This window comes from Solicola agrisoli (genome assembly GCF_049059935.1).
Taxonomy (GTDB): Bacteria; Actinomycetota; Actinomycetes; order Propionibacteriales; family Nocardioidaceae; genus JAURVT01.
Map to the genome: position 1 here is coordinate 56417 of NZ_JBMGQR010000001.1, position 12506 is coordinate 68922.

Here is a 12506-nt window from a genome sequence, read left to right on the forward strand (position 1 = left end):
GTCGAGCCATCGCCGCCGGGCCATCGGGGCCCGGCTGACGCCCACTGGAGACCACGTGAACATCAAGCAGCTCAGCACCACCAGGAAGGCCCTCTTCGGGGCCGGCTCGGTCATCGCCGGCGGCGCGGTCCTCACCGCGGTGCTGCTCACCGGCGGCACCGCGTCGGGCGAGGCCACCGACGGCGCGTCTGCCTCGACGTCTCAGAGCAGGTCCGACGAGACGCCGCTGACCGGCACCACCGCCGCCAAGGTCAAGGCCGCCGCACTCGCGAAGTACCCCGGCGCCACCGTCGACCGTCTCGAGACCGACTCCGACGGCGTCTACGAGGCGCACCTCACCACCACCGCCGGCCAGGACCTCACCGTCCAGGTCGACAAGGCCTTCAAGGTCACCGGCACCCAGACCGGCCGCGGCGGGCACGGCGGCGGCAATGAGACGCCGCTGACCGGCACCACCGCCGCGAAGGTCAAGGCCGCCGTCCTGGCCAAGTACCCCGGCGCCACCATCGAGCGAGCCACCACCGACGACGACGGCACCTACGAGGCCCACATCACCACCAAGGCCGGCGACCGCCTCGAGGTCCAGCTCGACAAGGCCTTCGCCATCACCGGCACACAGACCGGACACGGCGGACGCGGCGGGCACGGCGGCGGCAACGAGACGCCGCTGACCGGCACCACCGCCGCGAAGGTCAAGGCCGCCGTCCTGGCCAAGTACCCCGGCGCCACCATCGAGCGCGCCACCACCGACGATGACGGCACCTACGAGGCCCACGTCACCACCAAGGCCGGCGACCGCCTCGAGGTCCAGCTCGACAAGGCCTTCGCCATCACCGGCACACAGACCGGACACGGCCGAGGCGGCCACCACGGGGACGACGACTGAGCACGTCGGCGGTCCGGCTGTCCGGGGCAGGTGGCCTACGGTGTCCGACGTGACGCACGTGCTGCTCGTCGAGGACGACGACGCCATTCGTACCGCGCTCACGCGCGGCCTTGGTGAGCTCGGCTCGTCAGTCACTGCCGTCCCGTCAGGCGCCGAGGCGATCGCAGCGGCGGTCGATCAGCGTCCCGACATCGTGGTCCTCGACCTCGGACTGCCTGACATCGACGGCGCCGACGTGCTCAAGATGCTCAGGGCGATCAGTGACGTCCCGGTCATCATCGCCACCGCCCGCGACGACGAGCGCGAGGTCGTGCGTCTCCTCGACGCCGGCGCCGACGACTACGTGATCAAGCCGTTCTCGGCCGCACAGGTCGAGGCACGTGTGCGTGCAGTCCTGCGCCGCTCGGGGGCGACCAGCAAGCGCGGCGCGCACGTCGAGGTGGGGCGTCTGCGCATCGACCGGTCCGCCCGCCAGGCCCGCCTCGACGGAACGGATCTGAAGCTCAGTCGCAAGGAGTTCGACCTGCTCCTGGCACTCGCCGAGAACGTCGGCACCGTGATGAGCAAGCGCGACCTGCTCGCCCAGGTGTGGCAGATGCCTTGGGGCGGCGCCGACCGGACCGTGGACGTCCACCTGTCGTGGCTGCGCCGCAAGCTGGGTGAGACGGCGCAGGAGCCGGTCTACCTGCACAGCCTGCGCGGCGTCGGGGTCAAGATGGTGGACCCCACGGCTGCAGCAGGAAGCTGATGCTCGGCACGATGCGGCGCCGGGTGCTCGCGCTCACCACCGGCACCACCGCCATCGTCCTGGTCCTTCTCGCGGTGCCGCTGGCCGTCACCATCCGGGATCAGCTGATCGAGGGCTCGACCCGAGAGGCGTCCCTGCTCGCGCAGTCGGTGGCCGACTACCTCAGCACGGGCCGCTACGACGAGGAGCAGCTCGACGCCTACCTCGCCCGCCAGGGCCGCCGTGACCAGGTGAGCCTCCAAGTCGAGCTGCCCGACGGCACCGAGGTGGGGGACACCTTCCCCCAGGACGTCACGGGCACGGACCGCGCCGGGCGACGTGGAGGTGGCCGGGGCGACGGCGACCGGGACGGCCGTGGACGTGACCGCGACGGCGACGGGCTCGGCGAGGTCTCCACGGCCACCGAGAGCGCGACCGCGCAGGGCCGCCTCGTCGAGGTGACGGCGTCAGCGACCGGCGGCATCGCCGTCGTCCGCGCCTACGCCGACGACGACGAGCTCGCCGCCGGCGTCACCGCCCGCTGGGCCCTGATCGCCGGCGTCTGTCTGCTGCTGCTCGTCGCCTCCGCGGTGGGCGCCGAGCTGGTGAGCCGGCGCCTGGTGCGCCCGCTCGACTCCGCCGCCGACACCGCCGACCGGCTCAGCGCCGGCGACCTCGCGGCCCGCGCCCCCGAGGGCGGGCCGCGCGAGGTCGCCGCCGTCGGGGTGGCGCTGAACGCGCTCGCCGACCGCATCGGCGACCTGATGGCCGCCGAGCGCGAGACCGTCGCCGACCTGTCCCACCGGATGCGCACTCCCCTGACCGCGGTGCGTCTGGACGTCGAGGCGCTTCCGCCCGGTCCGCGGACCGACGACCTCACCGAGCACGTGGCCCAGCTGGAGCGCACCTTGACGGCGGTGATCCGTGCCGCACGCCGCCGTCCCGAACGGGCCGACTCCAGCAGGTCCGACCTCGCCGCCACCGCACGTGACCGGGTCGCGTTCTGGCTGCCGCTGCTGGAGGACCAGGGACGTGAGGTCCAGGTCGACGTCGTCAACCGTCCGGTCTGGACCCGCTGCGAGGAGGGCGACCTCACCGCGACCCTCGACGCCCTGCTCGAGAACGTCATCGCCCACACTGCCGAGGGCACCGCGCTGTCGGTGCAGGTGGCCGTCGACGACGACCGCGTGCAGCCGATGGCGCGCGTCGACGTCATCGACGAGGGCCCCGGCATCCCCGACGCCGCTCGCGAGCGCGGCCACAGCGACCGCGGCTCCACCGGGCTCGGCCTCGACATCGCCCGCCGCTGCGCCGAGAGCGGCGGCGGCACCCTGGAGATCAGCCGCCCAGACGGCCGCACCCGGGTGCGCCTCGCGGTGCCGCTGGCCGAGGCGCCGCCCCCGGCTGCGGTCTGACGTCGCCCCGGACCTCAGAACGCGAACCGCTCCTCGTGCAGCTGCTCGACGGGCAGCCCCGCTTGCTCGAGGTTGGTGCGCACGACCTGGGCCATCCCCGGCGGGCCGCACAGGTAGACGTCGTGCTCCGCCAGGTTCGGCACCAGCCGCAGCAGGGACGCCGCCGAGAGCAGGTCGGGGTCGTCGCCGAGGAGGTAGACGACGCGGGCACCGCGGTGTGTCGCGATCGCGTCGAGCTCGGCGCGGAAGACGATCTGGTCGCGGTCCCGCGCGCGGTACAGCAGCGTCAGCCCCGTCCCCGGCCCGAGCGGCATCGTCTCGAACAGGGCACGCATGGGCGTGATCCCGACACCGCCGGCGACCAGCAGCACCTCGCGGCGGGTGCGCAGGTCGGCGGTCATCGCGCCGTACGGCCCCTCGGCCACCACCCAGGTGCCGACCTCGATCGCCTGCAGCAGCCGGCTGCCGTCCCCTAGCGCCTTGACGGTGAGCCGCAGCCGGTGGGCCCCGGGAGGCGCGGAGAGCGAGAACGGGTGCGCGGTGAGCCAGGTGTCGGGGGTCAGGAACCGCCAGCGGAAGAACTGCCCGGGCTCGGCGCGGAGCTCGCCGAGGTGCTCGCCATCGAGGATGATCGACACGACACCGGGGGCCTCTGGCACCACCGCCGCCACGCGCAGCCGGTGCCGGGCGGCCGCCCGCACCGGCGCGATCACGCGGTGGCGCAGCACAAGGCCGAAGGCGTGCGCGTACATCAGTGCCCACAGCACCTGCAGGACCGGACGTCCTGCGAGGTCGGGCCCGCCCAGCTGGTGCAGGAACGACAACGCGATCGCCACGTAGGTGAGCAGGTGCACCAGGTGCCACCGCTCGTACGACAGCCTGCGCCTCGCGATCCTGACCGAGACGACCGCGACGCCTACGAGCAGGACCGTGGCCACCGTCGCCGAGATCAGCCACGGCATGCCCAGCACCTGCCACAGGGCGACCGACAGGCTGACCTCGCGGCTGTCGGCCCACGCCTGCGTGGCCGCCCAGGCGTGCACCAGCACGAGCGTCAGCACGATCCGTCCGCCGCGGGCGTGCCAGCGGGCGAGCCGGTCCGAGCCGACGCCGCGTTCCAGGACCGGCCAGCGCGACATCAGGGTCATCAGCACCAGGACCCCGTACCCGGCGAGCATCCCCGCGACGTGTGCGAGCACCGGCAGGACCGCGAACGGGACCGGCGCCGCGACGGCCACCACGACCGGCCACACTGCCACCAGGACACCGATCGCGACCATGATCCCGACCGCCGCGTCGCTGGCGGCACGGTGGTCCCGGCGGTTCACGGTTGCCCCACCTGGACGGTCGCGGGGTCGGGCTGGACGGGTGAGTCCGACGGGCCGGTGAGCCCCAGCCACACGCCGACGACGGTGCACAACACCAGCACCGCCGGACCGGCACGTCCGCGTCGGGGGCGGTCGGCCCGGCGGCCCGGTGGGCGGCGGGAGACGTCACTCATCGGGTCATCGACCGCCACGTCCGGGTCCGTCGAACGGGCGTCCGACCGTCCCGACGCCCTGGTCCCCCGGTGCGTCGTCGGCCATCGCCTGGGCGGCCACGAACCCTCCAGTCATCACCAGCACCGAGGTCGCCACGAACCCCACGCCGAGGGCCGCCCACCCACCCCGTGACCGCCGGACGGCCGGCCGACCGGCGGCTGGTCGCACCGCCGTCACTCTGCGCGTGTCGCGCGCGAAACCGTAGTGCTCCACCACCCACGGGGTGCGGCTGGGCGTCGTCGCGGCCGGGCTCCCCGGCGCTGTTCCGCGAGGCACTCGCTCCCACTCGGTGCCGGGTCTGGACTGGTCGGTCATGGTGCTCCTGAGGTCGAACGCGAGGGTCGTCACGAGCATCGCCGACACCGGCGCAACAGAACCCCAACGCGACGTCAAGTGCCCGTCAAACCTCGACCGGCCCGCTGGTGCGACGCGTCAGCCGGTCCTCACAGGTGACCCACAGTCGACGCCCATGAGGCCGCCAGGCAACGTCGGCAGACTCCCGTCCGGCGCACGGCGCGCCAGTCATCCCTCCGAGGAGCCCTGCATGAGCACGACGCGCAACCCACGACCGACGGCCGTGAGCCGGACGGGCTCGTGGGCCGTCAAGGTCCCCACCGTCACCGCCCTGTTCTGGGTCGTGAAGATCCTCACCACCGGCATGGGCGAGGCCGCCTCGGACTACCTCGCCCGCCTCAGCCTCGTGCTCCCGGTGGTCGTCGGCCTCGGCTGCCTGGCCGTCGCCCTGACCGTCCAGCTCCGCTCCGACCGCTACCGCGCCGCCACCTACTGGAGCGTCGTCGCGTCCCTGGCCGTGTTCGGCACCGTCGCCGCCGACGGCCTGCGCATCGGCCTGGGCATCTCGCTCCCCGTGATGACCACCGCCTACGCAGCCGCCCTCGGCTTGGCCCTGCTCGCCTGGTTCCGCACCGAGCACACCCTCTCGATCCACACGATCACCACCCGGCGCGCCGAGATCTTCTACTGGATCACCGTCCTGCTGACCTTCGCCCTCGGCACCGCGGCCGGCGACCTCGCCGCCGACACCCTCGGCCTGGGCTACCTCGACGCCGCCCTCGTCTTCGGCGCCGCCATGGTCGTCCCCCTGGTGCTCCACCGCACCCGCCTGATCGGCGAGGTTGCCGCCTTCTGGAGCGCCTACGTCCTCACCCGTCCCATGGGCGCCTCGGTCGCCGACTGGCTCGGCAAGCAGTCCGGCCTCGGACTCGGCGACGGCACCGTCACCGCCGCCAGCCTCGTGCTCATCGTCACCCTCGTCGCCTACCTGGCCGTCAGCCGCGTCGACGTTCCCACAGGGCGGCCACACCGCACCCACTGAACGACCGGGCCGCCCATTCCTGGTTCGAGAATCCCGAACCGCTGCGCGAGTTTCGCGGCCGTGCGAACGACGCCCCGGAGCCGACCCGCGCGAGGATCCGTCACCGGGCCAAGGGCTGCGTTATCGGCTGTTGAGGCTGACCTCGCAGTCAGCCTCACCGCTGGGTGAGAGGTCGGCGTCGTCGCAGTCGTCGTCTGGGCTTGAGCCGGCAAAGAACGTCAGGCCGTAATCGGCCACCGCGGTCCTGGTGATTCCGCGCAGCTCGTAGTCCACCTCAAGAGATTGAAGGGTCGCGGGGTAATTGGTGGCAATTAGCTGCACGGCGACGCTCTGGCTGGAGCTGCCACATTGCACGGTGATGCTGTCGTCGGTGTAGCCCCTGAGTCGAGAGATTGGCTCGTCTGCGGTTCCTACCGGCTGGGTGTTGGTCGGGTTGGTGGCGAACGCGACCACCCTGAGCCCACCGGTCGCACCCACGGGTCGGATTGCAACGATCTTTGCGGTGCCGTCGCCGGCAAGCCATCCGTTGATCCCGACAACCAGGGCCAGACGTTCCGGAGCCCGATCGAGACAGATGCCAGCGCCTCCGAACTGGACGACCGGCATGTAGGTCTTCCAAGCCCACCGGCCGACAAGAGACAGGACTACACCTACGACGACGAGGGCGATGGCTGGGACGACGAACCGGTTCACCTGGCGTCGCGTGCGCTTTGGCTTGAGCGTCTCGGTCACACCGGAAGCCATTTCGATTGCACGCCAACCATCGGCCGAATGCCAAGTTCCTGGGCCAGGATCGCGCTTCGGCCGCGGCCAGGCTTGACCGCAACGGGGACGCTCGCCGGCACAGTGCCGGGACGCAGCAACAACGGGAACCCCGACACCTCCCGCCGAGGAGTGAGTCCCCCGGACCCGGCCCGGCTCGAACGGGCAGCCACCCTCACCGTGCGGCGGGCAGGGCACATCCGTACCGGGTAGATGCACCTTGGGCGGGCTCGGCTTTAGCCTAGACCGAGTGCACAGAATGCATGGTCGGTCGGCGAAAATCTGAAGACCCGAGAGCTGAACGACACCGAGCGCCGCTCCCCTACTGGTCGGGGACGGCGGCCGGTGTCTCGCAGGGGATCCGCGATCGGGCGCTCGAAAGCGGGTGTGCGGCACGCAGGGATGGTGGCAGGGTCCGGTCCATGGAACCTGCGAACTTCTACTCCGGAATCGTCGTCGACGCCTACGCGAAACTGAAGTCCTCGACGTTCGAGCCCGGGCCGTACGCCGAGTTCGTGAGGGCCCATGGGGAGCCTGCGCTCGAGATCGGCTGCGGTGATGGCGAGCCGTTACTGGACTTGAGTGCGCTCGGTCTCGACGTCGATGGCGTCGATTCCTCGGCCGACATGGTCGAGCGGTGCCGGAGCAACGCCGCCGCGCGAGGTCTTCCCACCCAGGTCTTTCACCAGCGTGCCGAGAACCTGAACCTCGAGAGGACCTACGCGTCCATCTACTTCGCGGGCCCCACCTTCAACCTGCTGCCAGACGACGACACAGCCGCTGCTGCACTTGGTGCGATCGAACGGCACCTGGCCGGCGGGGGCGCCGCCCTGATCCCCTTGTGGGTGCCACCACCGACTTCGCCCGAAGATCTCGGCTCCACGCGCGTCGCACTCGATGACTCCGGTGCCCGGCTCAGCTACACCCCGCTGCGGGAGACCTACGACCGCACCGGTCGGACACGAACCACCTCGGCGCGGTACGAACGGACCACGAACACGGGGGTCGAAGTGGCCGACAGGGACTGGATCATCCACTGGCACACGCCCACGTCCTTCGCAGACCTGTGCGCCGCCGCCGGGCTCCGGATCGTCGAGATGGTCGACGACGACACCTACACCGACGCGCATGAAGACTCCACCAGCTTCACCGCGACACTGCAGCACCGCTGAGCGATCCTTTACTGGCGATGCTTCGAGGCGGTGCACCCCGTCTGAAGTCAAGTCGTCGCGCCTTCGTAGGACCGCATGGTCCCCCAGGCGAAGGAGCTGGTTGCGAACTGATCCTGCAGTTCAGAAGCGACCCTGAAGCGCAGATCTGAATCTGTCTCAAGGGAACGCTCTGAGTGACTAGGTCTGGGCTTGATGTGGTCGTGGCTGGACGGGCGAACTCGGGGCCGGGCTCGCTCAGGCGTCAGGTCGATCGTCGATCTCTGGAACGGCTGTGAGGTTCGGGTGGCGCGCCCGGTAATCAGCGGTGCTGTTGACGTGGGGGAAGTCGAACTCTGGGACGGGGACGTCGAGTGCTCGACAGATCGGGGTCCAGCCATCGCCAGGTTGCCACTCGACGAGGCGGGACGGCGAGATCTCAGACCGAACCTGAGCGAGCCAGCGCTCGTATCCAGCTGTCATGGCCTGCGGGTCGTCGATGTCGACAGCGAGCTCGGCGAAGATCAGCCCGAAGATCGCTGCCGTCGGGTCGCCGTCGCCCCCCGACACCATGGCCCGTGTCCGGGGCAGGACGGTGGCCGCCATGCTGCGGTACCAAGTCTCAGGAGTGGCGCGACGAGACAGCAGCACTGGGGCGTCGGGGTAGGCCTCGGCCAGCTCGCGCCAACAGTTGGAGAACGGGGCGTCGACGCCGGCGACGTATCCGGTCAGGAAGTTGTCCCAGACCGGCGGATGTCCCTGGAGCGCAGCGACCCACGTCGGAGCGTGCTCGGGATGAGCCAGGGCCTCGCTCATGTGATACACCGGCGCGCCGAGCACGTGTCGTAGCGCCTCGCGAAGGGAAGAGGTACCGGTACGCGGCAAGCCCGCACCGATCAGCCGGATGACCACCTCGGAAGGCTAGGCCAAGATCGGATGCGGGCGTGCCGATCGGCGAGTCCCCTGTGGGCCGACTCGGACCTCGCCGGGTGTTCGGCGAGGTCCGAGCCGGGTCAGTGCGCTCGAGCGTTGACCTCGTAGGAGGTGTTGGTGGCTTCGAAGAAGTTGACCAGCTGCAGGGTGTCGTTGGCGGTGGCCATCCACTTGGCTGGGTTGGCGTCGCCGAAGGCGGGTTCGAAGCCGAGCTCCTCTAGGCGGCGGTCGGCGAGGTAGCGGACGTAGGCGTTGACGTAGTCGGCGTTCAAGCCGGGGATCCCGCCGGGCAGCAGGTCGTGGTTGTACGCCTCCTCCATCGCGACGGCGTCGATCACCATCTGGCGGATCTCGTCGGCGAACTCGGCGGTGGCGATCTCGGGGTTCTCCTCGAGGACGGTGAGGATGAGGTTGATGCCGAACTTCAGGTGCAGGCTTTCGTCTCGGACGATCCAGTCGACCAGGGAGCCGAAGTTCCGCAGCAGGTTCCGCTGTCGGAAGCTCAGGGCCACCATGAAGCCCGAGTAGAACCAGATGCCCTCGAGCACGACGTTGTACGCGACGAGGTTGCGGACGAAGTCCTGCTTGCCTTGGACTGTCGCGATGTCGAGGGTCTGCTCGGTCATCCGGCGGATGTAGCGGACCTCGAACTCCTCCTTCGCCGCCATCGACGGCACCGTGACGTGGGAGGCGTAGGCGGCTTCGCGGTCGATCGGGAAGGTCTCGAGGACGTATTCGAAGCTCATGCAGTGGTTGGCCTCCTCCCACATCTGCTTGGCGAGGTAGAGGTGGCACTCGGCGGCGTTGACGTACGGGTAGACCCCGAACGCGAGGGCCTTGTTGACGAGCAGCTCGTTGGGGTTGAAGTAGCTCATCAGGAACGTCAGCGCGTGACGCTCGTCGGCGGTCATGCGGGAGAAGTCGCCGAGGTCCTCGCCGAGCTGGATCTCGTGGGGGAACCAGGTATTGGCGACGGCCTGCTCGTACAGCTCCATCGCCCACGGGTAGGTGACGGGCTTGAGCAGCAGGCCCGAGGCGATGCCGGTGCCGAGGATCCCTGTGGTGGTCGGTGCGTCGTGGGTGGTGGTCATCGTCGTGCTCCGTCTCGGTTCGGTGTGGTCACTGGCAGGAGTCGCACTGCAGGCGCTCCATCGGGTCGGTCGGGCAGACGAGCGCGGCGTCGGGCTCGGCGACGGTGAGCAGCTCGTCGCGCCCGTCGGGCGTCACCGGCGCTGCCGCGACGGGAGCTGCGGCGCGCGCGGCGCCGAAGCCACGACGGCCGGTGCTGCCGCCGACGGGCGTGCGGGCCTCGGCCTTGTTGACCTTGACAGTGCTCTGCTCGGCGGTGTGCCGCGGCATCATGTGCAGGTAGTAGGTGGTCTTGACGCCCATCCGCCACGCGTCGGTGTAGAGGCGCTCCATCCCGGCGACGTCGCGGCTCGCGAGGTAGATGTTGCGGCTGATGGCCTGGTCGATCCACTTCTGGGCGCGCGCGGCGACGTGCAGGAACGCGTGCGGCGACAGCTGGAACGACGTCCGGTAGACCTCCCGGAGGTCGTCGGGGACGCCGTCGACCTGCGACAGGTCGCCCTGGGCGCGCAGCAGGTCGCCGCGCACCTGCTCCCACAGGCCGCGCTCGCGTAGGTCCTCGACCAGGTTGCGGTTGACCTCGAGGAACTTGCCCGAGGAGGTGGCACGGCTGAAGATCTGGCTGAACTGCGGGTCCAGGCCCGGTGTGGTGCCGGCCACCAGCCCGATCGACGCGGTCGGCGCTATCGCCATCAGCGTGGAGTTGCGGATGCCGCCGGCCACCTTGACGCGTAGGGCGTCCCAGTCCATCCGGCTGTGGCGGTCGACGTCGACGGGCGTCCCGCGGTCGGCCTCCAGCCGGTCGAGGGTGTCGATCGGCACCTGTCCGTGGCTCCAGCGCGACCCCGCGAACTGCGGGTACGGGCCGCGCTCGCGGGCGAGGTCGCAGCTGGTGTCGATGGCGTGCCAGCTGACGAACTCCACCAGCTCGTCGACGAGGTCGTAGGCGCGCTCGCTCTCGTACGACAGGCCCATCCGCTCGACGACGTCGGTGAAGCCCATGACACCCAGGCCGAGGGCGCGGTTGTCGGCGTTGGACCGCTCGGACTCGGGCACCGAGGAGATCGTGACGTCGATGAGGTTGTCGAGCTGACGCACCGCGAGGCGGGTGGACGCCGCGAGGCGGTCCCAGTCGACGCGGGCGTCGCCGCGCCGTCCGGTGACGTGGCGCGACAGGTTGATCGAGGCGAGGTTGCAGACCGACACGTTGTCGCGGTCCTGCGGCAGCGTGATCTCGGTGCACAGGTTCGACAGGTGTATGGTGCCGGTGTTGTCGTTCAGCGCCCGGGTGTTGATCGTGTCCTTCCACGTCAGCCACGGGTGCGAAGTGGTCTGCAGCGAGATCAGGATCGCGCGCCACTGCTCGCGGGCGCGGACCTTGGTGTGTCGCAGCTGGCCGCGCTCGGCCGCGGCGACGTACTCGGCGTAGCGCGCGGAGAACGTGGCGCCGACCAGCTCGGTGAGGTCGGGCACGTCGAGCGGGTCGAACAGGTACCAGGGCTCGTCGGCCTCCACGCGCTTCATAAACTCGTCGGAGATCCAGACCGCCGTGTTGGCCGTGCGGGTGCGCCTGTAGGGGTCGCCGGAGCTCTGGCGCAGATCGAGGAACTGCGCGAAGTCCAAGTGCCAGTTCTCCATGTAGAAGCACAGGGCGCCGAACTTCTTGCCGCCGCGCGAGACCGCACGCAGCGTCGAGTCGATCGTGTGCATGAACGGGATCGGGCCGGTGGACGAGGTGTTGTTCGAGCGGATCGGTGAGCCCTCGGCGCGCAGCTTGGTCACCGACATGCCGATGCCGCCGGTGCCCTTGGTCAGCCACATGACGTCGCGAACCGACTTCGCGATGTGCTCGATGTCGTCCTGCATCTCCATCACGAAGCAGTTCGACAGCTGGGAGTACGCGGTGCCGGCGTTGACGAGCGTCGAGCCCGCGGCGAGGTACTCCAGCCGCGACATCGCGTCGTAGAACCCGAGCGCGGCGACGGTGGGGTCCTCCTCGTCCAGCGCCAGGCCCATCGCGACCCGCATCCAGAAGAACTGCGGCACCTCGAGCGGGTCCCGTCGCTCGTCGCTGATCATGTAGCGCGTGCGCATCGTCTGCACGCCGACGTAGCGCAGCAGGTCGTCGCGCGACGGGTCGAGCGCGGCGCCGAGCCGGTCGAGGTCGAACCGCTCCCCCAGCCGGGCGTCCAGGAGACCGTCGGCGACACCGTGGTGGACGTAGGAGACGAACGCGGGCCCGCAGAACGCGTCGACCTCGGCGCGGGTGACGCCCTCGCCGAACACCTTCTTGTAGATGGTCTTCACGAGCAGCCGTGCGGCGACGGTGTCGAACGCCGGGTCGTCCTTGACGTTCTGCAGCGCGACGCCGACGACGGCCTCGTCGAGCTGCTCGCTGGTGATGCCGTCGAACAGGGTGATCTCCAGCTCGGACTGCAGCTGGGTGACACGCGCGACCTGGTCGGGCAGGCCGGCACTGGCCTCCTCGATCGACCGTGCGATCTCGTAGCCGTCGTACGGCGCGCGGGTGCCGTCGCGCTTGACGACGTGGACGGTGCCGGCCGGACGTGGTGCCGGTGTGGTGGTGCTCATGGTGGATCCCCTCGGATACGCAGTCCCTGGGGTCCGGGGCGGCGGGGAGGATCGAGGGGACCGGAGGCCCGGGGTCG

General features: G+C 70.3%; 10 protein-coding genes. 5 read left to right on the forward strand and 5 right to left on the reverse strand.

What is annotated here, in order from left to right; all coding sequences use genetic code 11:
* Positions 1-55 precede the first annotated feature (55 nt).
* Genes ACI6PP_RS00285 through ACI6PP_RS00295 form a run of 3 tightly spaced genes read left to right on the forward strand, consistent with a single transcriptional unit; the run spans position 56 to position 3028 of the window.
* The gene (locus ACI6PP_RS00285; protein WP_421108047.1) at positions 56-886 is read left to right on the forward strand and encodes a hypothetical protein; all 831 of its coding nucleotides are present in this window, start codon (positions 56-58) and stop codon (positions 884-886) included.
* Positions 887-935: 49 nt separating this feature from the next.
* Complete coding sequence (locus tag ACI6PP_RS00290; protein ID WP_421108049.1) at positions 936-1634, forward strand: response regulator transcription factor; 699 nt, start codon at positions 936-938, stop codon at positions 1632-1634.
* Complete coding sequence (locus ACI6PP_RS00295) at positions 1634-3028, forward strand: sensor histidine kinase (protein WP_421108051.1); 1395 nt, start codon at positions 1634-1636, stop codon at positions 3026-3028. The genes ACI6PP_RS00290 and ACI6PP_RS00295 overlap by 1 nt, the downstream gene beginning before the upstream one ends.
* A 14-nt stretch (positions 3029-3042) precedes the next feature.
* Here the strand turns inward: ACI6PP_RS00295 and ACI6PP_RS00300 are convergent, their stop codons facing one another.
* The gene (locus ACI6PP_RS00300) at positions 3043-4356 is read right to left on the reverse strand and encodes a ferredoxin reductase family protein (RefSeq protein ID WP_421108052.1); all 1314 of its coding nucleotides are present in this window, start codon (positions 4354-4356) and stop codon (positions 3043-3045) included.
* 757 nt (positions 4357-5113) lie between these two features.
* Between ACI6PP_RS00300 and ACI6PP_RS00305 the strand changes: the two genes are divergently transcribed.
* Positions 5114-5905: a COG4705 family protein gene (locus tag ACI6PP_RS00305; RefSeq protein ID WP_421108054.1), complete on the forward strand. Its 792-nt coding sequence runs from the start codon at positions 5114-5116 to the stop codon at positions 5903-5905.
* Between the two features lie 120 nt (positions 5906-6025).
* Here ACI6PP_RS00305 and ACI6PP_RS00310 read toward each other — a convergent pair whose 3' ends face one another.
* Complete coding sequence (locus tag ACI6PP_RS00310; RefSeq protein WP_421108055.1) at positions 6026-6637, reverse strand: hypothetical protein; 612 nt, start codon at positions 6635-6637, stop codon at positions 6026-6028.
* Between the two features lie 452 nt (positions 6638-7089).
* On the opposite strand from ACI6PP_RS00310, the gene ACI6PP_RS00315 reads away from it, so the two are divergent.
* Entirely contained in the window at positions 7090-7839 is a 750-nt protein-coding gene (locus ACI6PP_RS00315; protein WP_421108057.1) for a class I SAM-dependent methyltransferase, read from the forward strand.
* A gap of 234 nt (positions 7840-8073) precedes the next feature.
* Here ACI6PP_RS00315 and ACI6PP_RS00320 read toward each other — a convergent pair whose 3' ends face one another.
* The 3 genes from ACI6PP_RS00320 to ACI6PP_RS00330 all read right to left on the reverse strand — a co-directional run bounded on the left by ACI6PP_RS00320 (position 8074) and on the right by ACI6PP_RS00330 (position 12429).
* Complete coding sequence (locus tag ACI6PP_RS00320; protein WP_421108058.1) at positions 8074-8727, reverse strand: sulfotransferase family protein; 654 nt, start codon at positions 8725-8727, stop codon at positions 8074-8076.
* Positions 8728-8828: 101 nt separating this feature from the next.
* Positions 8829-9839 (reverse strand): ribonucleotide-diphosphate reductase subunit beta, encoded by a 1011-nt coding sequence (locus ACI6PP_RS00325; RefSeq protein WP_421108060.1) that lies wholly within the window; start codon positions 9837-9839, stop codon positions 8829-8831.
* Between the two features lie 28 nt (positions 9840-9867).
* Entirely contained in the window at positions 9868-12429 is a 2562-nt protein-coding gene (locus ACI6PP_RS00330) for a ribonucleoside-diphosphate reductase subunit alpha (RefSeq protein ID WP_421108061.1), read from the reverse strand.
* Positions 12430-12506: the final 77 nt, after the last annotated feature.

Bases quoted from the DNA above. Each gene is read 5' to 3' on its own strand.
- ACI6PP_RS00295 (WP_421108051.1), top strand. From the start codon at position 1,634: ATGCTCGGCACGATGCGGCGCCGGGTGCTCGCGCTCACCACCGGCACC.
- ACI6PP_RS00305 (WP_421108054.1), top strand. From the start codon at position 5,114: ATGAGCACGACGCGCAACCCACGACCGACGGCCGTGAGCCGGACGGGC.
- ACI6PP_RS00315 (WP_421108057.1), top strand. From the start codon at position 7,090: ATGGAACCTGCGAACTTCTACTCCGGAATCGTCGTCGACGCCTACGCG.
- ACI6PP_RS00325 (WP_421108060.1), bottom strand. From the start codon at position 9,839: ATGACCACCACCCACGACGCACCGACCACCACAGGGATCCTCGGCACC.
- ACI6PP_RS00330 (WP_421108061.1), bottom strand. From the start codon at position 12,429: ATGAGCACCACCACACCGGCACCACGTCCGGCCGGCACCGTCCACGTC.